The organism is Pedobacter sp. AC464, from assembly GCF_979253075.1.
The window spans coordinates 2,102,801-2,124,765 of record NZ_CEEDBV010000001.1 but is presented as its reverse complement, the minus strand read 5'-3'; the positions used below and the strand labels follow the sequence as shown (position 1 = coordinate 2,124,765).

Annotated in this window: 18 protein-coding genes; 13 read left to right on the top strand and 5 right to left on the bottom strand. The window is 40.6% G+C overall.

Annotated features, from left to right (window positions below):
• Positions 1 to 5: 5 nt before the first annotated feature.
• Together AC0IWT_RS09245 and AC0IWT_RS09240 are read right to left on the bottom strand one after the other, a co-directional pair.
• A complete protein-coding gene (locus AC0IWT_RS09245) occupies positions 6 to 2,405 on the bottom strand; it encodes a GumC family protein (protein WP_471796927.1) in 2,400 nt (799 codons plus the stop codon).
• Between the two features lie 268 nt (positions 2,406 to 2,673).
• Positions 2,674 to 3,501 (bottom strand): polysaccharide biosynthesis/export family protein, encoded by an 828-nt coding sequence (locus tag AC0IWT_RS09240; RefSeq protein ID WP_471796926.1) that lies wholly within the window; start codon positions 3,499 to 3,501, stop codon positions 2,674 to 2,676.
• A gap of 1,200 nt (positions 3,502 to 4,701) precedes the next feature.
• On the opposite strand from AC0IWT_RS09240, the gene AC0IWT_RS09235 reads away from it, so the two are divergent.
• The 8 genes from AC0IWT_RS09235 to AC0IWT_RS09200 all read left to right on the top strand — a co-directional run bounded on the left by AC0IWT_RS09235 (position 4,702) and on the right by AC0IWT_RS09200 (position 12,804).
• Positions 4,702 to 5,073, top strand: coding sequence for a hypothetical protein (locus tag AC0IWT_RS09235; RefSeq protein ID WP_471796925.1), 372 nt, complete (start codon positions 4,702 to 4,704; stop codon positions 5,071 to 5,073).
• Positions 5,074 to 6,151: 1,078 nt separating this feature from the next.
• Positions 6,152 to 6,643, top strand: a complete 492-nt coding sequence (locus AC0IWT_RS09230; RefSeq protein WP_471796924.1) for a hypothetical protein — start codon at positions 6,152 to 6,154, stop codon at positions 6,641 to 6,643.
• Positions 6,644 to 7,170: 527 nt separating this feature from the next.
• A complete protein-coding gene (locus AC0IWT_RS09225; protein ID WP_471796923.1) occupies positions 7,171 to 7,914 on the top strand; it encodes a glycosyltransferase family 2 protein in 744 nt (247 codons plus the stop codon).
• A 292-nt stretch (positions 7,915 to 8,206) separates the two neighbouring features.
• Positions 8,207 to 9,316 carry an MraY family glycosyltransferase gene (locus AC0IWT_RS09220; RefSeq protein ID WP_471796922.1) on the top strand — a complete coding sequence of 370 codons (1,110 nt, stop codon included), beginning with the start codon at positions 8,207 to 8,209 and terminating at the stop codon, positions 9,314 to 9,316.
• Positions 9,317 to 9,390: 74 nt separating this feature from the next.
• Positions 9,391 to 10,404, top strand: a complete 1,014-nt coding sequence (gene gap, locus AC0IWT_RS09215; protein WP_471796921.1) for a type I glyceraldehyde-3-phosphate dehydrogenase — start codon at positions 9,391 to 9,393, stop codon at positions 10,402 to 10,404.
• Between the two features lie 104 nt (positions 10,405 to 10,508).
• A complete protein-coding gene (locus tag AC0IWT_RS09210) occupies positions 10,509 to 10,949 on the top strand; it encodes a GNAT family N-acetyltransferase (RefSeq protein WP_471796920.1) in 441 nt (146 codons plus the stop codon).
• A 1-nt stretch (position 10,950) separates the two neighbouring features.
• Positions 10,951 to 12,144, top strand: a complete 1,194-nt coding sequence (locus tag AC0IWT_RS09205) for a phosphoglycerate kinase (protein WP_471796919.1) — start codon at positions 10,951 to 10,953, stop codon at positions 12,142 to 12,144.
• A gap of 381 nt (positions 12,145 to 12,525) precedes the next feature.
• The gene (locus tag AC0IWT_RS09200; protein WP_471796918.1) at positions 12,526 to 12,804 is read left to right on the top strand and encodes a DUF427 domain-containing protein; all 279 of its coding nucleotides are present in this window, start codon (positions 12,526 to 12,528) and stop codon (positions 12,802 to 12,804) included.
• Between the two features lie 122 nt (positions 12,805 to 12,926).
• On the opposite strand, the gene AC0IWT_RS09195 is transcribed toward AC0IWT_RS09200, so the two are convergent.
• The gene (locus tag AC0IWT_RS09195) at positions 12,927 to 14,762 is read right to left on the bottom strand and encodes an ABC transporter ATP-binding protein (protein ID WP_471796917.1); all 1,836 of its coding nucleotides are present in this window, start codon (positions 14,760 to 14,762) and stop codon (positions 12,927 to 12,929) included.
• A 210-nt stretch (positions 14,763 to 14,972) separates the two neighbouring features.
• Between AC0IWT_RS09195 and AC0IWT_RS09190 the strand changes: the two genes are divergently transcribed.
• On the top strand, positions 14,973 to 16,532 hold the full coding sequence (locus AC0IWT_RS09190; protein ID WP_471796916.1) for a hypothetical protein: 1,560 nt from the start codon (positions 14,973 to 14,975) through the stop codon (positions 16,530 to 16,532).
• Positions 16,533 to 16,538: 6 nt separating this feature from the next.
• On the opposite strand, the gene AC0IWT_RS09185 is transcribed toward AC0IWT_RS09190, so the two are convergent.
• Together AC0IWT_RS09185 and AC0IWT_RS09180 are read right to left on the bottom strand one after the other, a co-directional pair.
• Positions 16,539 to 16,934 (bottom strand): DoxX family protein, encoded by a 396-nt coding sequence (locus AC0IWT_RS09185; RefSeq protein WP_471796915.1) that lies wholly within the window; start codon positions 16,932 to 16,934, stop codon positions 16,539 to 16,541.
• A gap of 144 nt (positions 16,935 to 17,078) precedes the next feature.
• Entirely contained in the window at positions 17,079 to 17,657 is a 579-nt protein-coding gene (locus AC0IWT_RS09180) for a cupin domain-containing protein (RefSeq protein WP_471796914.1), read from the bottom strand.
• A 435-nt stretch (positions 17,658 to 18,092) separates the two neighbouring features.
• Between AC0IWT_RS09180 and mraZ the strand changes: the two genes are divergently transcribed.
• Genes mraZ through AC0IWT_RS09160 form a run of 4 tightly spaced genes read left to right on the top strand, consistent with a single transcriptional unit; the run spans position 18,093 to position 21,954 of the window.
• Positions 18,093 to 18,560 (top strand): division/cell wall cluster transcriptional repressor MraZ, encoded by a 468-nt coding sequence (gene mraZ, locus AC0IWT_RS09175; RefSeq protein ID WP_471796913.1) that lies wholly within the window; start codon positions 18,093 to 18,095, stop codon positions 18,558 to 18,560.
• Entirely contained in the window at positions 18,550 to 19,455 is a 906-nt protein-coding gene (gene rsmH / locus AC0IWT_RS09170) for a 16S rRNA (cytosine(1402)-N(4))-methyltransferase RsmH (RefSeq protein WP_471797211.1), read from the top strand. Before mraZ ends, rsmH begins: the two co-directional genes overlap by 11 nt.
• Positions 19,452 to 19,868 (top strand): FtsL-like putative cell division protein, encoded by a 417-nt coding sequence (locus AC0IWT_RS09165; protein ID WP_056871451.1) that lies wholly within the window; start codon positions 19,452 to 19,454, stop codon positions 19,866 to 19,868. The genes rsmH and AC0IWT_RS09165 overlap by 4 nt, the downstream gene beginning before the upstream one ends.
• Positions 19,858 to 21,954 (top strand): penicillin-binding protein, encoded by a 2,097-nt coding sequence (locus AC0IWT_RS09160; protein ID WP_056871450.1) that lies wholly within the window; start codon positions 19,858 to 19,860, stop codon positions 21,952 to 21,954. The genes AC0IWT_RS09165 and AC0IWT_RS09160 overlap by 11 nt, the downstream gene beginning before the upstream one ends.
• Positions 21,955 to 21,965 lie beyond the last annotated feature (11 nt).

The window sequence follows — 21,965 nt, the reverse complement described above, 5'->3', positions numbered from 1 at the left end:
CGTTTTCATTTCCGTTTCCAAAACATCCACCATTTCCTGTTCTCATCATCATAATAACCTGAGCCAGAATAGCCTGAGTAATCAGAATAGTAATAAGTGCTGTTGCCCCCACCACGAGAATAGTCTGTTGTATAGTAATTTGAATACAGCGCATCATCGCCAAAGGCATTTAAAATAATGGCGAGGTTGCTCAACCCGTATTCACGTGATAAACGCTCTGGAATATTTGCAGCCTGCTGTTGCGAAACGCCCGAGCGGATAACAAAAAGATTAATATCAGATGAACGGATTAATGGAATGGCATCCGAAACCAAACCTACCGGTGCGGTATCAACAAGTACGTAGTCGTAATTTTTCTCGAGGCTTTTTAATAATTCGTTCATCGCTGCAGTATGCAAAAGCTCGGATGGATTCGGCGGAACCGGTCCTGAAGGTATAAAGTCGATGTGGTGCACATCATCATGTATCATAACTTCGGCCAGCGTTGCTTGCCCCGACAATAAGGAACTCAGGCCTTTTTTGTTGTCGCTTCCGAAAGCTTTGTGCAATTTGGATTTTCTTAAGTCGGCCGCGATTAATATCACCTTTTTTTCAATTAAGGCTAACGTACTCGCCAGGTTAATAGTAACAAACGATTTTCCTTCACCAGAAATTTCGGAGGTTATACAAATAACTTTGCTGGCTTTATGACTCGCCAGAAAGCTGAGATTCGTTCGCACGGAGCGAACGGATTCAGCGAATACAGATTTCGGTTTCGACAGCGACAGCGCCTGCCGGCTATCTTGGTCTATATAATCCGGGAATTTTCTAATTACTCCAATAATTGGCGTGTGGGTTAAACCTTCAACTGTTTCCTTATCATATATGTATGGATTGAGAAAACGGACAAGCAAAATTAAACCGAAGCCGGCCGCCAAGCCGAGCATCATTGCTGTACTATAAGCCTTATTACTGTTTGGGGAGATGGCATAATACGATGGATAAGCCGGGTTCACGATAGATGCACCGGGTACAATCGCCGCTGCATTCATTTGCGCCTCCAGCTTTTTTTCTGATAAATAGGAGCGTACCTTATTGTTTACTTCGAAATTGGTTTGCAGTTTCACAAAATTTTGCTCTTTCGCGGGAATCATGCTCATGCTTTGATTTACGCCTGAAATCTGGTTGTCGATATAACGAATCGTTTGTTCGTTCTGACTTAACATCCCGCTCACCACATTTCTGATGCTAGCCTTTACATTCGAAATTTGTTGTTCAATTTGTTTCACCGGTTGCGAATCGCTGTTGAACTGACCCAATTTAATTTCTCTGTTGGCGAGGAGTGTATTCAACTGACTAACCAAATTGCCCAGGCCACTATTTAATTCGTCTTCCAAATCAAGGCCGATTTCAACCTTCGACCGGTTACTGTTTACGCGATCCTGTAACTGTTTAATGCCAAGTTGCTTCAAGTTAAGTTCCGTTTTCTGCTTTTCGAAGTCAGAAAGTTTGCCAACCGTAGCCGCAGTTGAAGCTCCCATGTCGATCATCCTGTTCTGCGTTTTAAAATTGGCCAGGTTGCTGCCCGATTTTCCGGCTTCGGTATTGATAAAACCTAACTGGTTGTCGATGAAATCGACAGTTTGTCTTGCTGAACGCCTTCGTTGAATTACATCAAATTTCACATATTCCTTCATGATGGCGTTCAGGATGTCTGCCGCGAAAACAGCGTTGCCATCCGTTTGGCTCAAACTCATCACATTGGTAAAACGAGCCGCTTCGCCAATGTTTAAGCCACCCATTGCCCGGCCTACAAAATCCTCCTTACTATTAAATTTAAACTGGTAAACGCTTTTTTCAGGGATCCTATCTTTAATGCTGAAAGTCATGTTTCCGATATTTATGGTCTGTCCGTAGCGATAAACTGTTTTCTGCTTCTCGTTTTCGGCAGGATACAATTTAAAATGCTGTGAATCAGCTGCGGTAACCTCAAATAATGAACGGTCGAAATTTACGCTGTCTTGTTTTATAATTTCGATTACAAATGGTACGTTCGGATAAAGTTCTGTAGTTCTAATCCTTCCTTTTAAATAGTAGCTTATTTTGTAATCTAATGTTTTTACGGCGTTCAAAATTACCTCGTTACTGCGTATAGTAAAACTTTCGGCCTGAATTTTATCGGTGTAATTGGAGTTCTGTGGCGCCATCTGGCTACCGGTGCTGATGGCAGGGTTGCTATCCTCTAATTTGAGCGAAGCACCGGTTTGGTAAATAGGAGGGGTATACCATAAATACAGCCAGGCAATACATAATGAAATTCCAACAGTTGCGGCTATCCAATACCAGCGACTTAAAAAAACGCGAAAGATTTTGTAGAAATCAATACTTTGGCTTACCGCCTTTTTCTCTTGCACCAACTCAGTCAATGTCTATTTTTTTAGTGTTTGATGTAAACTAATTAAGATTATAAAGATAAAATCAATTTTTTAAAAGCAACTATTTTCTAAGATGTTTCTACGAATTTAATGAGGAAAATCAATGGTTTTTTTACAAAGGTCAACTTCACAGGGCGCTACTGTAATCGTCAATGATGTTCTTAGCGCTCACTTTAAGGTGATTGATTAGAACACCATGTTTTTGGCTTTGTCCTTTTTGTTTAGCGGATTGTGACGGCTTGTTCAGGGGGTTGCTGATTTATCTGGTTACAGTGAAAATCAACACTGCAAGGTTTACAACTACAAGCAGGGGCTGTACGATGTTATTGAAACTCTGCAACTTCTCGCTCGTTGCCGAATTCTTGGTTTGCTGCAAAATGATGATATCGTTGTTCTGAAGAACCAGTTTTTTACTCGTTAAACTATTAATGTCGTTTAAGTTTACATATATGATTTCGGGGTGACTTCTATCGCCCCTGATGATTTTTAAGGTCTTTGGGTCTGCGGTTTTTGTAATCCCGCCCGCCTCGCCGATTATGTCTATAAGCGTTGTATTGTCGCGTTCGAGCAAATAATTGCCTTGTTTCCCGAATTCGCCAAGCAAAGTTACTTTTAAGTTTACTACAGACAGCTCGATAATGGGATCTTTAAGCAGTTTCGTTTTGTATAATTCTTCGATTTTTACAGCGGCTTCCCTGCGACTTAAACCAACAACTTCAACCTTTCCGATGGCAGGCAAATTTACCTTGCCATCCAACTCAACCGGGTAGGAAAGTACGTTGCTGGTTCCTCCCGATGCCCCGCTTTGTGTGCCCGAAGAAGCGTTGGAAACCGTTGAATTCGTTGCACCAAATTCCGGATTTTGAACGTTGCGGATGGCCAGCTGATCGTTCACTTTTATTTTATAGAAAGCATCGCTTATGCCCTGGTCGTTTACCACATAAACATGCTTGATGGTGTCGGTAACGATATCACTCGGCGCATTGAAAAGACTATGGTCTTTTCGCACAGAACATGCACTTAAAGCAAGTATAAATACAAACGATAGAAAATAAAATACATTCCTTATGTTGAAAATCACCGCCATAACCTGATCCGAAATAAATTTGTTTGAAAAACAAAAATAGTTTTTAATATGATTAAATGAAGAGAAATCTGCATTTGGTGTTTGTAGAAGCCTAACCCATGTGATGGGCTTTGAATATTGATTTGAAATGAACTTTATTCATTTTATTCCTGAATAGCGTATATTTGCGACATCACTATTGTTATTAATTCGCATCTCATAAAAAGTATTTTTTATGAGAAAGTTTGGATTGTTTATTGTTTTACTTGTCGGGTTTTTCTGTCTACAAGCTCGAGCCGAGGAAGCCTATTCTGCTTCAGCTGATGGTAAAATTCTTTATGATAGGTGTGGGAATGTGATATTTACCGCTACTGATCCTAAATGCAAATACGTTAACAGTGGTCCGGGAGCCATCACAGGATATTTCTGCAACATCATCATTTTTGGTTTGTGAGGTATCAGAATTACCAGCTGGAATGTCCGCTCGATGATTACACCTTACTATTGGTTTTGCCACTAGACTTATTTGGCTTTCATCATACAAGAAAAACCTCATTTCTAAGTTTGGAGTAGTTTTCTTACTACTTCCGTTTTCGAAATGGATTAATTTCCTATTGATTAATATCAACCGCTAAACTTCTTTTGTTAGGCGCTTATATGCCCCTGTAGGTATTTTTGCACATCCTCTATGTTAAACATATACACCTGGAATAATCCCTAAATGTATTATGTTGAAGCTTTTGTTTTTCTGTTTCGTACTTGTTGTGCTTTCAACTGGCAATGTATTTGCCGATATTGGTTGTATAGTTGGTAATACACTTTATACAAATCTAACAGGCGGATGCACACGATGCTTCGATAATACTCCGGGTGATATTTTTATCCCATGCGGCTGGACTCGTGTAGGGACGACAAATACTTGTAGAGTATATCTTGGTTCTGGTTCACTTACAAATATGGCGAACTATACACTCTACAACACAGCTTATAGCAGTAATTGGCAGCGGGTAACTTATTGCCCGCTAGACGATTACATCCCAATTTTATTTTTTCCGATTGCCGGGTTTGCTTATCGGAGAATGAGAGCCCAGCTTTGCTTGTGATTGGTAGACAAACTGCAATAAAACATTTTTTTGGTCACGGCGTTTTATATGATACAATTTAATCCTCGTTAGTCATTGCGCTTCACATTCTGTCAAGCTTCTAAAGCTTATAGAACTGATGCAGAGATTTTTGTTTTTATGTTTAATCGTATTAATCTTTTCCTTTCGAAGTGGAAAAGCCCAAACTTATATAGGTTGCTATTATCCTGGCGATAACCGCATTTACATTTCAGTTGATTTATTCGGCTTCTGGTACAATCCGTTAAGTTTAAACTGTAATGCAGGCAATGCTACTTATGCAAGAAACCTGACAAAAAGAACAGGAACTTACAAATGTTCTGCCTCAGGCAGATCTTTAGCCGGTGGCGATGAATATCTGTTCAACATTGTGAATTGTCCGCTGGACAATAATTTATTCCTGTTCGTTGTGTTTTCAGCATTTTTTGGGGGGTTTTTCATCAAAAAATACAAAAATTGTATGATGATCTAGCAATCGAGATCCGAATAAATTGTTCTTTCGTATTTTTGGTGTATGTCCCGACTTATTAATCAAGCCCTAAGAGCGTCGTTCATTCTACTAATAACATTATATGCGCTTTCTTCAAAAGCGCAAATGAATGGTTGTCTAGTAAATGGTTTTGGTGTTTATTATCAAAATCCCTTACCATCTGATCCAACGACTTTTTTCCAAGGAAATATGTATTATGTCAGTCAACCGCAGTGCTATTTGTCACCTTCAAGGACTTATTATTCTGTTGTAACTTTGACATCCACTCCCTGTTCTGCCAATTATTCAAGTGGTCCAACAAATCAATCTACAAGTTACGTTAGACAAGGAGTAAAGGTGACTTTTAATCGTCTGAACTGCCCATTAGATGATTATTTACCCTTTGCCCTTGTAGGCTTAGCAGGATTAGGTTTTATTATGATAAAAAAGAGCGAGATCGCAATACGTTAGGCTTACAACATTTCATTTAAAATTCAGCAGCGTAGCTAAGATTGACATAAGTTAGCTTATTAGTTAGGGATTTCGGTACATATTGTTGCTAAATCGTATGACATGCCAAATGATTTGATGCAGCGAAAGCAATTGATTTTTTGAATCAGGCTTCCTCATGATAAATTCTTAACGCCTAAATGCCGCAGTGCGACCTAAGGGGCTTTTTATTTTTAGGACACTCATTTAAACGCCGGCTACCGGTGGAAATATGATCGGGTGACGCTAATTGTTTTTTATGCGGACGACCGAAACGTATTCGGCGGGATCAGTAGCATACGAGGGCAATTAGGATCGGAGCTTTGCTAGTCCTTAGGTGTGTTAGAACCTGCCATTGTTGTATGGCATTGATTCCAGATGACTGCGAGAACATGTTCACAGTATGACTTTTGGCAAGTCGATTATTACTAGTCGCCAAAATCTTCAGAGAACGCGAAGGCTTCTGTTTTTCTAGGCTCTAATAGCTGCCTGCTAATTTGCCATAATGATCTAATTTTTATCAAAACTTTCCAATATGTTTTGACTGTAGAAGAGGTTAACTTGCATAAATTGAATAAAACGAACGTAGGTTGTGCTCTCTAGCCGAAGTAATTTTGCCACATCATATGTGGTAATTATGGGTTTCTGTCGGTTGATTCTTATTGCAGGATTTCTTTTTGGTTTCAGCGTTGCAAATGCGGCTGAAGGATGCGCAATTGGATCACAACTATATATAGTAGAAACTAGTCCGGCTGTTGGTGTTTCGATAGCAGCTGATTTAAAAGTTTACCAGCAACCCGGAAGTTTGTGTTACAACGGAGTGGCGAGCACCGCTAAAGCCTGTTTTGTTTGCACAGGCGGTGGCGTGGTAACCATCGTTGTGGGTGCAACGCCCTTGCTGTATGTGGTAACTTGTGGCAATCGTTATTTTCTGGATTTGGGTTATCTTGCGACCCGCGGTACATATTACTCCAGCTACGCTTTAGATTGCGATTTAGATGATTACACCCTGCCGGTCGCCATGGTTGCGGGGGTAGTCGGCTTGTTTGCCATTCGCAAAAGGAAGTTTGTTGAAAGGGAATAGATTTGCCAATTGCCTGCAGCAAGTTATTTTTGGTAAACCTTATTATTAAATGATAGATATCCAGGTCTTCATCAACGCTCCTCTGATATTCCCACATCGTTCGCTAATCAAGATGCAGGAAAACAATGTATTAACTACTTGCACATTCGAAAACAGATGCTATCTTCAAGGTATGACTAATACCATAGCTTATGAAAAAGTCGTGTTTAATTCATCCCGCTCTTTCTAATCCCATTTGAATTAGTTGCTGAATATGGATGTCTGGCACCTGGATATCCTAAACTACTAACCTATCAGACAAATTCACTCGGTGGTATCTTTTCAAATACGCCAGGAGAAATTATCCTTCTGCACGCCAATGTGACTTATATGTTTTTGCACCTACTAACGAATGTGAAGTTGTGGAAGAGGTGGAATAAAGGGAACATATTATCAGCAATGTCTGCTCGACAATTATACCTCCATATTTTTTATCTTTACAACCGGAATTGCAGTTTTGCAACTCAGAAAAATCTGGCGCATAGCGGATGAAAATAACGATTATCACAGTAGTTTATAATGGTGAAGCTTACATAAAAGATTGTGTAGAATCGGTTATTAGCCAATCATACGGTGATATTGAGTACATTGTTATTGATGGAAATTCTTCTGATTCGACTTTATCAATTTTGCAAAAGTACAAGCCGCATATCGGCCATTTAATATCAGAACCTGATAGCGGACTATACGAAGCAATAAACAAAGGCATCAATCTGGCAAGGGGCGAGGTGGTGGGGCTTTTAAATGCCGATGATATGCTGGCGAATTCCGGCGTAATCGACGCTGTGGCAAAAACATTTGCGCATTCTGCCGGTATCGATGCCGTTTATGGTGATTTAAATTACATAACGCCGCAATCGAATAAGGTATTGAGGCAATGGAAATCCAGACAAACAAACGAAATCGATATTTTAAGTGGGTGGATGCCTGCGCACCCAACTTTATATTTAAAACGGAGCCTCTTTGAGCGGCATGGAATGTATGCAAACGATTTAGGAACTGCAGCAGATTACGACCTGATATTAAGGTATTTCTACACGCACCGGCTTAAAGCTGCTTACTTGCAAATGCTTATGGTAAACATGCGTGCGGGTGGGGTTAGTAATAACTCGTTAACCAGCCTCTTTAAGGCCTTTTTAAACGATTATAAAGCCTTGAAACGCAATAGAATTCCACTTCCGGTGATGGTGATTTTGAAGAAAAAGTTGTCTAAACTGGTTCAGTTTTGGTAGCTAAAATATTTACTTGCTTTCCTGCACCTTTGCCAAGTAAAATCTCCACGTCTCCTCAGAAGGAAGACTTATGGAATAGCAATTTATTGCAATACAAATGCGTCGTACAATTACGGATTCCTTGTCGCAGCTATATAACCGCAACTCATCTAAATCATAAATCGTTAATTACTGAACAAACTGAACGCTAATTTTCACCGCATTTTATCCATGCGTTATATCAATATTCCTAATTTTGTAAACTGACACTGTTGTCTTAATTGTTATATTTGTTAGCAAAACTTCTACAATATTGCTTACACACTTATTAAATACAAGTCCGGAGTTTTTTTATTTCGCTATCGCATCGTTGGCTTGCCTTATCGTGATTTTAAGCATTCCTTCCGTTATTTTCACATCCGATAAATATCAGCTCTTCGATCAGAATGATATGCACCGCAAGAGCCACAAGCGCAATATTTCGCGTTTGGGCGGTACCGCAATCGTAGCCAGTTTTACCATCACGACTTTACTTTTTTCAACGCTTGTTAAATTTGAAGAAGCAAATTTCCTGATCACTTCCTGCATCATTTTAGCTGCCTTAGGCTTAAAAGACGATGTTTATGGAAGCAATACCAGTACAAAATTTATTCTGCAACTGCTTGTGGCCATCATCCTTGTTTTTTTTGGAGGATTTCGGTTAACCAGTTTGTATGGGGTTTTAGGAATAGGCGATATGCCCACGCTCTGGGGTGGTGTTTTTTCCGTTATTTTAATAATTTTTTTAAATAATGCCTTCAACCTGATTGATGGAATTGATGGTTTAGCGGGTGCCGTGGGCATTCTTGCCAATGCAATTTTTGGGGTATTTTTCGCCTTGATGCACCAGATGCACTATGCATTTATCGCCTTCGCATTGGCTGGTGCAATTGCCGGTTTCCTAAAATACAACTGGTACCCCGCCAAAATATTTATGGGCGATACCGGCGCTTTAATTATTGGTTTGGTTACGGCCGCATTGGCCATAAAGTTTATAGAATTAAACAAGTTTGGGGGCAAATCCGAACCCTTTATTTATTCAGCACCTGCCGTTGCAGTGTCTATTTTAATTGTACCGATTTTTGATTCGCTACGGATATTTGCAGTGCGTCTGCTCAAGGGCAAATCGCCATTTGAGGGCGATAGAAACCACATTCACCATAGGTTGGAGCGACTCGGTTTGAAGCCATCGCTTATCACGATAGCAACTTGTATTTTGAACCTCAGCATCGTTATAATGGCTACGCTGATGCAAAATCTAGGTAACTTTTTCCTCATTTTCTTCATCATCGGGCTATGTGTGGTTTTTGATCTAATGCTTTTCTATCGGCTTCGGAAAAAGGACAACCTGGCTAAAAGGCAGCAGCTGCGAACAGATATTTAATGCGGCTTAGCAATTAAAATCTTTTGCAATCCAATCTAAAAATAAACAGTAATTTTGCGCTCTAATTTTTATCAATGAGAATAGCAATAAATGGTTTTGGCAGGATAGGTAGAACCTTTTTACGTTTGGCCCTGGCCGAAGGTTTCGAAGTGGTGGCGATTAACGATTTGTCTGAACCCAATACGATGGCACACCTTTTCAAGTATGATACCGTTCATGGTGTTTACAAAGGAAGCGTTAAATCCAAGCCGGATGCATTGGTAATTGATAAAATGACGATACCTGTTTTCTCAATAAAACATACCGTTCAATTACCGTGGTCGGCATTAAAGGTAGATATCGTTGTAGATTGCACGGGTAAAAACCTATCACTCGAGGCTGCCGAAGGTCATTTAATTTCCGGTGCTAAGCAGGTTCTGATTTCTGCCCCGGCGGCTGATGATATTCCTATGGTCGTTTTGGGCGTAAATGATGATGAAATAGATTTAAGCACCAAAATCTTATCTAATGCCAGTTGTACCACAAACAACATCGCCCCAATGATTAAGATCCTGAACGATAAATGGGGCGTTTTGGAAGGTTATATTACTACAATTCACTCAATGACAGGCGACCAAAACCTGCACGATAGCAACCATAAAGATTTACGCAGGGCGAGGGCTGCCTCGGCATCAATTATCCCCACAACTACGGGCGCTGCAAAAGCGATTACCCATATTTTTCCAGAGCTTGATGGTAAGCTGGGCGGAGCGGGGATACGTGTTCCTGTTCTAAATGGCTCATTAACAGATTTTACCTGCATCTTGAAAGAAAAAACAACTATTCAGGAAATAAACGCTGCGTTTAAAACTGCTTCAGAAGGTAGTTTTTCTACAATACTGGAATACACAGAAGACCCGATTGTTTCTGTTGATATTATCGACAATCCGCATTCCTGCATATTTGATGCGCAGCTCACATCCATCGTTGGCGATTTGGTAAAAGTTGTTGGCTGGTATGATAACGAATATGGATACAGCAGCCGACTGGTCGATTTGGTTAAAAAAATTGAGCAGCACAAAATTGCCCTTGCTCATCAGCAGGCGTAAAATTCAAACAATTTGAAGAGTCGTGCGGTTAATCAATTAAAAAAACGAAGAAAATTTACGGGAACGTTTGCATAACTTTGAAACATCCTTTAAAAGTTATATTAATGGTAAAATTTATCTCGGCACAAGAGGTTCTTCCCTTAAGAAGTCTGGTTTTAAGAAACGGAAAATCATTTGAACATTGCGTTTTTCAGGGTGATGACGCTTACGATACCTTTCATCTCGGTTATGCGCTGGGTGGCGATATTAAATCTGTTGCCAGCTTTATGCGTAACGATTTTTTCGAAAATGCAGGCGAAGGCTACCAGCTTCGGGGCATGGCAACCCATCCAGATTATAATGGAAAAGGTTATGGGAAGGCGCTAATAGATTTTGCCATTGAATACTTGAAAGAATACCACACCGCCTATTTGTGGTGCAATGCCCGTTCTTCAGCTGCGGGATTTTATAAAAAAATAGGCTTCGAAACCGAGTCGCCCGAGTTTGATATACCTGGAATCGGGTTCCATTATGAAATGAAATTAAACTTAAATCAAAATAATTAACATGAAAACAGTAGACCAGTTTAACTTTAAAGATAAAAAAGCGCTAATCAGAGTAGATTTCAATGTTCCTTTGGATGATAATTTTAAAATTACGGATGATAAAAGAATGCGGGCCGCACTTCCAACCATCAAAAAGATTTTAGCTGATGGAGGCGCCGTAATTTTGATGTCGCACCTGGGTCGCCCAAAAGATGGCCCGACTGATAAATACTCTTTAAAGCATATACTTGGCGATTTATCTTCAATGTTGGGTCTGGATGCAAAATTTGCCGATGATTGCATCGGTGAATCTGCAGTAAACGAGGCGAAAAATTTAGCACCTGGTGAAGTGTTGCTATTGGAAAACCTTCGTTTTTACAAAGAGGAAGAAAAAGGTGATGTCGCTTTTGCTGAAAAATTAGCAGCATTAGGCGATGTTTATGTAAACGACGCGTTCGGTACAGCACACAGGGCACATGCATCAACGGCAGTTATAGCTCAGTTTTTTCCAGATGCAAAGTATTTTGGTTATTTAATGGCATCTGAACTGGAGAATGCGGAGAAGGTACTAAATCATCCTGAGCGGCCATTTACAGCCATTATGGGCGGTGCGAAGGTTTCTGACAAAATCCTGTTAATTGAAAAGTTATTGGATAAAGTTGATAACCTTATTATTGGTGGTGGAATGGCCTACACCTTTGCTAAGGCACAGGGCGGCGAAATCGGTACCTCGCTTTTAGAGGCCGACAAACAGGAGCTTTCACTAGAACTCATCGAAAAAGCAAAAGCAAAAGGCGTTAATTTAATTTTACCTGTTGATACCGTAATCGCTGATAAATTTGCTAATGATGCGGATAAAAAAGATGTCACTTCTGGTCAAATTCCTGCAGATTGGATGGGATTGGATATCGGTCCGAAATCAGTTGCTTTATTTCAGGATGTTATAAAAAACTCCAAAACCTTATTGTGGAATGGCCCGATGGGTGTTTTCGAAATGGAAAAATTTGAGCTTGGCACCAAAGCAGTTGCTGAAGCAGTTGTTGCGGCAACTAAAGATAACGGTGCATTTTCATTAATCGGCGGCGGAGATTCGGCTGCTGCCATTGCAAAATTTGGTTTAGAAGATGAAGTTAGTTACGTTTCTACGGGCGGTGGCGCTTTACTTGAGTACATGGAAGGTAAAGAGTTACCAGGTGTAAAGGCTATAAATGAATAAATGAAATTTTAATTTCAGCAAGAAAGACCAGTTGCATCCGCTGCTGGTCTTTTTTGTTACCGATTTATACTATTCTGCTTTCCCGTTATAATTACGGTAGTCGGTCAGGTAAATAACATTGTTATCCATAAAGTCGCACACCGGCGTAGGTTTGTTTGCCAATACGTCCTGCTGACGAACAATTTGCCCCTCGGCATCGTACGCTGTTGTTAAACCTTTAGTTGGTTCATATATATATATCGCTTAAGCTTTAAAACCTAAACCGTTCGCACGAAAATTTTGTTCATTTTTTCAGCCTGACTATTTCAAACCTTTAAATATGCGTACAGTATTGAAACAAATTCGAGCGTTTACGGTTATTCCCAGCAAGAACATAGAATTATGAAAGCGACATGGAATAATCAGGTATTGGCAGAAAGTGATGAGACCATTGTAATTGAAAACAATCATTACTTTCCACCTGCATCTATAAACAAATCTTTTTTTCAGGCTTCAGATAAACATACGGTTTGTCCCTGGAAAGGAGAGGCATCATACTACACGCTGGAAGTAGATGGTCAGAAAAATGAAGATGCAGCCTGGTATTACCCAAATCCTAAAGATGCCGCGAAGGAAATAAAAGGTTACGTGGCTTTTTGGAAAGGCGTGAAAATTGACTAAGCAAACTGCGTTTAAATTTTAATTGGGTCGCTTTGCGAAATTTAAAATTGTTGCGTTAAACGTAGTTTTCAGCACATCTTTAAGTGTAAATGATTGCGTTTGAAATATTGAATGCAATTTTTTCACTGATAACCCATTGCCTGCAGATTGAACAACTCCGCGTATCTTCCTCGTTTTTCGAGTAATTCGGCATGCGTTCCTGATTCGAGAATCATCCCTTTTTCCAATACCAAGATTCTATCCGCCAGCCTTGCGGTAGAGAAACGGTGCGAAATAAGCACAGCTGATTTTCCTATCGTGAGTTCAGCAAATCGTTGAAAAACTTCATATTCTGCCCGGGCATCCAGCGCCGATGTCGGTTCGTCTAAAATTAGTACCTGGGCATTTTTCATGTATGCCCTCGCGAGTGCTACTTTTTGCCATTCTCCGCCCGATAATTCCACGCCGTCATTAAATTTTCTTCCTAAAGATTGCTCGTAACCGAGTGGGAATTTAGCCACGAGTAAATCGGCCAAACTCTGTTGCGCCGCTGTAGAAATGAGGTTCATGTTGCCAATTTCACCGATGTTTCCAACGGCTATGTTTTGAGCAAATGTCATTTGATAACGAATGTAATCCTGAAAAATGATGCCCATGTTGTGGCGCAGCTCATTCAAATCGTAATTTCTTAAATCCTGCCCATCCAATAGAATCCGGCCTTCGGTTGGGTCGTAAAGCCGAGATAATAATTTTACAAGTGTGGTTTTGCCAGCTCCATTTTCGCCGACAAGCGCAAGCTTTTCTCCGGGTCGAAGGGTAAACGTCAGATTCCTGCAGGCATATTTTGGTGCTCCACGATATTGAAAACCCACGTTTTCAAACACAAACCCCTCCCTTATTGGATTGGGGAAAGGAAGCGGCTTTTCTGGCTGCGTAATTTTTGGTTTTATCTGAAAAAACTCAATGAAATCATTCAGGTAAATAGCGCCCTGAGAAACCATTGTGAAACGGGACAGCATGGTTTCCATTAAGCTGCTCAACTGGCGAAAAGAACCGGCTAAAAACGTAAGACTGCCAATTGAAGCTTTTCCATTAATGGTTTGATAAATGATGAACCCATAAGCGCCGTAATAACCAATGGTGCCCATTATCGAAAAAAGCGTTCCCCAACCCGAACGACTTAAGGCTAATTTGCTGTTGTCTGAATAGAATTTATCAGATAAGGTTTTGAAACGGTTGATGATAAAGTCAGACAAACCGAATACTTTGACCTCTTTTGCAGTTTCATCACTTGCACCCAGGTAACGTATATAATCGAGCTCCCTGCGCTCGGGTGTCTGACTTCTGGAAAGTGCGTAATTTCTGCTGTTGAAATATGACTCGCCCAGAAAGGAGGGAATTATAGCCAGCAACAACATCAAAATCAGCCACGGGTTAAAAGCAATTAAACCAGTTAATAGGAATGCCATTGAAATAAAATCCTGAACCTGGCTCATTACCTGCGAAAGTAAAATTGTTCTGCCTACGGTTTGTTGTCTGGCCCGTTCGAGTTTATCATAGAAAACAGAATCTTCAAACTGGTCTAAATCGAGCTCAGTGGCATGGCGCATTATGCGCATTGACGTATGATTGGAGAAAAGATCGCCAAGCAAACTATCCGTTAAGTTAATCATTCTGTTCAGGCCATCAGTTAGTACTGCCAGCCCAAATTCAAGTCCAACCAGTTCCCATAAACGCATCGTGTCGCCATTAGCAGCGCCTGAATTTAAAGCCACCACCTGATCGATAATAAGTTTGCCCGTATACAAAAGGGCGACAGGCATTGCAGATCTGAAAATGCGCAGAATTAAACTTATTAAAGTTTTTTGTGGACTGCTTTGCCATACCATCTTAAAAAAAACAGGTAGATTTTTGAAGGATAATAGCCGCTGCCTGAAAGATATTTCCTCCATTTTTATCGTATTCCTGTTTTTTGCCATAGACTTGCCTGTAATTTTTCAAATATAATTTATTACTGCCTTCCTCAGTTTTAAAAATCTAAATCTTTACTTAAAAGGGCAATTGCCCTCACGAATTATTTTGGCGATAATATAGACGTAAATACCTAATTTGTAGTATCTTGTGTCTGTTCTATTCCGCTATTTAGTTTTTGAAGCCCTTCGCTCATTTTCACTAATTAATTCATCCCCATGAAATTTTTCTCTACAAAGTGGTACTCTATTATCAGCGGAACAGTGCTGCTCATTGCGGTTTTGCTGATATTTATTTTCATTCCTTGTCCTACCAATCCACAGCAAAACGCCTTTCGAATTGTAATAGCGATTGCTGCGGGTGCCTTTGCAGCCAGTATCCCAGGAAAGATTAATATAAAAAATGATTTTGTAACCGCAGGCGGCTCAATAGCGGTGGTTGTGTTTGTTTATTTGGTTAATCCTGCCGGCTGGAAGGAAGAAAGCGATTGCAGTTCAAAAAATTTCAGGGCCATCGTTTACGTCGATAATCAGTTAACTAAAGATGTGGAAGTCGTCTTTCCTGCCCTGGGTAAATCTGCTTTTACAGATACATACGGCGCTATCAATGTAGAATATCTGGCTCAGCAGTTGCAAGCTCCCGTTAAGTTAATATTCAAATACAAATCTGCCATCGATACAACGATTACAATCAATGCATTAACCAATAATAAGGTAGAGTTTTACCTCAAAACCCAAACGATAATTAAGAGCAACAGCAATTTGAGCAGCAATGCTTTGTCGGTAAATTTCGGAGATTTGAACGTAAACGTTTCCCTAATAAATCCGAACAAAACAAATCCGGATTTCCCATATTCTGATACCGTAAGTTATACCTTTTCAGGCAAGGGCGATACCATCTTTGTAAAACCCGCTTCGAAAACACTTTCGCTGCTGAGTTCGCATAGCGTGATAACTGCATCAAATGATTTCTGGTGCATAAACTACCCGCAATTTGATTTTAAGCTGGCAAACAATTCTGATGAAGCCATTTTTATGAATGAAATCCAGTTAGCTGTGTCTAAAAGCCTGCCAGACAATAGCGCTTTAATTGTTCCAAGTGGCCTTGGTGCCATTACTTTTTTGAATGTTGGCTGGGGCACCGCTACAAATGTCAAAATTGATTTCGATATTCTTGCTAAAAAGGATTATAAGCAGTGGCTTGAAGGGCCATATAAAAACCATTATCAATATCAGACACTAAAACGGGTAATAAACTGGAGGGAACATGACCAGCCTAACCAGGAAAAGCGTTCCATCAATATCGACCTGCCAGCGCTGTTAAAGCCGTACGGTGTTCCTCCGGAAGCCTTTGAACTAGGTGGAAATGCCGATTTAAGCAATCCGAACGACCCGGAAACCAAGAAATTCAAGAAACTCGTTGGCAGATTTGATGCTGGTGGGATGGCCTATGGAACCGTTTCTTACCAGGACAGCGATGGGAAGGAAAAACAGCTAAAGTTTCAGACTCCATTTGAGATTTCCTCTGGTTATGGCGCTGCAATGCCTGAAGGGGAAGCTTACACTTTGAAATTTAAACCCTCGGGCGAGGCTTATGCGTTGAGCTCGCCAGTATCAAGAGGTATTAAACCAAAAGATTTCGACCGTTTTTCAATTATTTACGGCGCAACACAATCGTCCAAACATATTTTTAAACTGTCTTTCCTTTATAATGCAAGAAAAATAACGCTGCCCTACGTTTTCGTACTCGACTATTTCAACACTCCAGACGGTGTTTAATTTGGCCTATTTTAAATTATTGGTACTCTTTAATGCCCAGTAAACCAGTGCCGGCTGGAAAAGCAATCTCGTAAATCTTTTGCCATCAGTGTTCAAGCCAAAGGCACTTCTTTTGTTTGAATATTGAGCTAGGTTTCCCGGAAAAACTGCAATAAACAGCCCCGCGGCAATCTTTCCTATTGTTTGCTCATGTCTTTTCGGGGTCAATATTAGTGCAGTTCCCAACGCAATTTCCACCAAACCCGATTGTATAACAGTATCATCTTTGTCTAACGGAACCCAGTTTGGTACCTGAGCCTGAAATTTTTTTCTCGCGAAGCTCAGGTGGCCAATACCAGCAAAAATTAGTCCTGCGCCGAGCATAAATTTTGCTGCTTTTTTTACGTGTTTTTCTTTCATCATATTTATTTAAAAACGTAACAAACCGGGTGGCATAAAGTTGGTTTTCCTACAACGAGCGCCCAAATTGTTTAGAAAGAACTGATAATTTTGTAGTGAAAGAAGACCTTGCTGGCGGTTGGGAAGGTAATTTTTCGGAAGACGGCCTTAAAATTTTTTTAAATAGCCAATGCCGTCTCCTGTAGATTCAAACCCATGCGCACGCCTGATGGTTTCCTGTTGTTCGGGCGTGGTGTTTTTCATAATGCCGGCAGCAACGGCGATAAAAAATTCTTCCATTTTTCCCGCTGGCTGAAAGGTGATTATCATTTTTGCAGGGCCTTCGCTTGTTTTCGAAAATGAGTGCGGAACGCCTCTCGGGCCAAATACGGTGTCTCCCGGCTTTGCCTGATAAACGTCATCGCCTACTTTTATTGTAAATTCTCCTTCGGTTATAAACCAAACTTCATCCTGCGAATAATGGAAGTGGGCAATGGGGCCGCCTTTTTTCAACCTGGTTGACTCAAACATATACAAGTCGCCATTTGTATCTTTTGATGAAACTTTTGTGTAAAAGGTGTCGCCTTCAAAAAGGGTAATCGGTTTGCCAAACCTATCAGTATTCGCTTTTACCTGAAAACCTTTCCCAAGTTTCCGTGACGCGCTCACAAAAGCAAAATCTCTTATTGGTAGTACCGACAACGGTAACAGTGCCGCAATAGACCGGAGGAATAAATTTCTTTTCATATAATTTTAATTGTTTGGTTAATAGTTAATTAGCCCTAATCTAGTTAAATTTAATCCAATAAATGTTATCGTTAAAAAGGTTGATGGCGACTGCAGTTGCGTAATTTTATAGGGTAAGCTCTGAGAATTGCCAGTTTGTGAGTAAAATTTCCTCCAAAAGGGCATATAATGTGCTTAGCTTTGGGCTGTTAATCCTGAAAATGATAAAATAATGAGGCGAAAAATAATTTCTGTTTATAATGCTAATATTTGTAGTTAACTCGCTTTTTACCAGTGATTAAGCAGTTTTGACAGCTATTTTAAACCTTTTCTTTTCTGTCCGTTTTGGGGGCAAAGTGGGAGAAAGTCTATGTGGAAAACTTTTTTGTGGTAAAAAGTGGTAAAAAGTGGTAGAACTATTTACTTTTACACTACATAAAAAGTGTAGATACCACTATGACCCACCTTTTAGGAGAATTTGATTGTAAACTTGACGCAAAAGGCCGCTTATCGGTTCCTTCTGCGCTTAAGAAGCAATTGCCTGATGTGGAGCGGGAAGGCTTGGTTGTTAACCGTGGTTTTGAGAAGAATTTAGTCATTTACCCAAAGAGTGTTTGGGATAAAATCGTAGCAAAGCTTAGTGATTTAAATGTGTATGATGAAGAAAATAGAAAGTTCATCAGGGCATTTACGCGTGGCGCAACTGAGTTAAGTCTGGATGCTGCTGGCCGCGTGCTTCTACCGAAATCATTAACTGAATATGCCGGCATAGGTGCTGATATTATGTTGGCCTGCCAGCTAGATCGCATAGAAGTTTGGGATAAGCAATCGTATGAAGATACACTAGACAGCACACCGGCGAATTTTGCAGCACTTGCTCAAAAAGTAATGGTTGATAAGAAGGGAGGCGTGGATGGAATATAATTACCACGTTCCGGTAATGCTGCAACCATGTATTGATGGCTTAAACATTAAGCCCGACGGTGTTTATGTTGATGTAACCTTTGGTGGGGGCGGGCATTCAAGGGAGATTTTAAAGCACCTTGGTCCAAAAGGCAGGTTAATTGCTTTCGATCAGGATCCTGATGCACAAAGGAATATCCCTGCTGATGACCGCTTTATTTTTATCGACCAAAACTTTGGTTTCCTAAAAAATAATCTTCGCCTCAATGGTGTCAAAGAAGTTGACGGCATTCTTGCCGATTTAGGTGTTTCTTCCCATCAGTTTGATGTGCCTGAGCGTGGTTTTTCGATTCGTTTCAATGCAGATTTAGATATGCGCATGGATCCGAATGGAAATTTGACGGCTGCAGAAGTACTCAACACCTATTCGGAAGACAAGCTTCATAAAATATTCGGTATTTACGGCGAAGTAAAAAATGCGAAGTCGCTAGCCCGTGCTGTGGTTACAGCCCGTTTGGAAAAGTCGTTTACAGATATTGATAGTTTCAAAGCTGCGGTGTCAGAATATATCCCCAAAGGAAAAGAAAATAAATATTTGGCGCAGGTTTTTCAGGCTTTGCGTATTGAGGTGAATGCCGAAATAAAAGTGCTTGAAAATTTTCTGGAGCAAGCTGCTGATGTTCTGAAACCTGGAGGGCATTTGGTTGTGATGTCTTACCATTCGCTGGAAGACAGGCCGGTTAAAAACTTTATGGCAAAAGGCAAATTTCATGGCGAAGTTGAAAAAGACTTCTTCGGAAACCAGCAAAAACCGTTCAATGTGCTTACCCGGAAGGCAATTATGGCCAGCGAAGAGGAGATAGCGAGCAATAACAGGGCTCGAAGTGCAAAACTTAGAATAGCTGAAAAGATATGAACAGGTTCAGACCAGAAGAAGAAGAGATAGGTCCGGAGCCCGAGTTGAAGGTGAAAACGGAGAAGGTAAAATCAGACGACGATAAAAAGTTCAGCGAATCATTTATCGGTAAGTTTTTTACCGAAGGGGTCATATCCAAAGAAGCGGCTACAGATGCATTGCCGTTTTTATGCTTTTTGGCGCTTTTGGGTATGATTTATATCGCCAATAGCCATTTCGCGGTGAATAATGTGCGCCGCATTGATAAGTTAAATAAAGAAGTAAAAGAGTTGCGTTGGGAGTATAAATCGTTGAAGGCCGACCTGATGTTTAAAAGCAAATTGACAGAGGTTGCCAAAAAGGTTGATACCCTTGGAATAAAAGAATTAATTGAACCACCGAAAAAAATAATTGTTAAAAGCGATGAATATTAGAGCAAACATATTGCTTCGTGTATATCTGGCATTTGGCTTAATTGTGCTCTTTGCTTTCGCGGTGTTTTTACGCCTTGGCCAGGTGCAGTTTGTACAGGGACATAAATGGAAAGCTATGGCTGATAGTCTTTCTACACGTTACATGCCTGTTGAGGCAACCCGCGGCAACATCTACTCAAATGATGGTAGTTTGCTGGCAACATCTGTTCCCGAATATGAATTACATATGGATATGTTCGCCGGTGGCATTGCTGAGGATAAAATTTTTAATGAAAAAGTAGATTCCCTGGGAATGAAACTTGCTGAGGTTTTCAAAGATAAATCAGCGAAAGAATATTCACGCCTGCTGCGCAAAGGTCGTCAGGATAGTGCCAGGTATTTGCTTATCCACCGTAAAGTTGGCTATTCAGATTTAAAAACCATCAGAACGTTTCCACTTTATAATATCGGTAAATTTAGTGGTGGTTTAATTGCTGTTCAGCAAAACAAACGCATCTTGCCTTTTCAGGCGCTTGCTGCCCGTACCATTGGTTATAAAAATGCCAACGTTAAAAATGGTGTTGGTTTGGAGGGTGCGTATACCGAATACATTAACGGTGAAACCGGCAAGCGCTTAATGCAGCGTATTGCAGGTGGTGTTTATGTGCCGGTAAATGATGAAGAAGAAGTTGCGCCGAAAGATGGAGCCGATATTATTTCGACCATTGATGTAAACATGCAGGATTTGGCTCAGAGTGCTTTAGAAAAGCAACTTATTGCCAGCAAGGCTGATCACGGTGCTGTTATTGTTATGGAAGTCGCCACAGGCGAAATCCGTGCGGTTGCCAATTTCTCAAAAGTTGAAGAGGGTGTTTATAAAGAAAAATTTAACTATGCCATTGCCGGTAATCAGGATCCGGGTTCAACATTTAAACTTGCCTCTTACATGGCTTTGCTTGAAGATAAACTGGTTGATACCAACACAATGGTTGCAACAGGTAACTATCAAATTCCAGGCCACCTGATTAAGGATTCGCACGGAAGTATTGGTGTAGTTACGGTAAAAAAGGCCTTCGAACAGTCCTCAAATGCTGCAATCGCTTATTTGGTTAATTCAAATTACAGGGATAATCCTGCTAAGTTTACCGATCACCTTTACGATTGGCACCTAAACCAAAAGCTTGAGCTTCAAATTCCCGGTGAGGCAAAACCTGTTGTTAAAAATCCAAACAACAAAAGCTGGGGGAAAATGACGCTTCCACAAATGGCCTATGGTTACGAAATGCAGTTAACACCACTTAAAATGTTATCATTTTATAATGCTGTAGCCAACAATGGTAAATATGTGGCGCCGATTTTTGTTAAAGAAATAAGAAGGTTGGGCAATCCTATCGAGCAATTTAAAGCCAGGGTAATTAATGAGCAGATTTGTTCTGAGGTTACCTTAAGTAAGATAAAAAAGATGCTTGAGGGTGTGGTTACAGAAGGCAGCGGTAAGCAAATTGTTTACAACCCGCTGTATAAAATCGCCGGCAAAACGGGTACTGCTCAGGTAGCGGATGCCAACAAAGGCTATAGGGCAAATAAGCAATACCAGGCATCTTTTGTGGGGTATTTTCCTGCTGATAAACCAAAATACTCCATGATTGTGGTTATTAACGATCCAAAAGGCGCTTACTATGGAGCCTTGGTTTCCGGTCCGGTGTTTAGGGAAATAGCCGACAGGATTTACGCCAGCGACATGCAGATGTATAATGATGTTCCTACCCGTTTGGTGGGTAATACAGGCAATCCGCCAACAAAAGCCGGACAAAGCAAAGCCACGCAGAAGGTATACAAAGCTTTCGGTTTTAAACCGCTCTTTGCATCAAAATCAGAATATTACAATACCATTGATACCAGTGCAGGCACAATTTTTCAGGAAAACAATGAGCGCAAAGGCGTTATGCCGAATGTAGCGGGCATGGGCTTAAAAGATGCCTTGTATCTCTTGGGGAATGCGGGCGTAAAAACCCGGGTTACGGGCTCAGGCAAAGTTATCAGACAATCTGTGCAAGCCGGAACAAAAGTGGGCAAAGGCCTGCAGATAGATATACAGTTGGATTAAAATTCAATAAT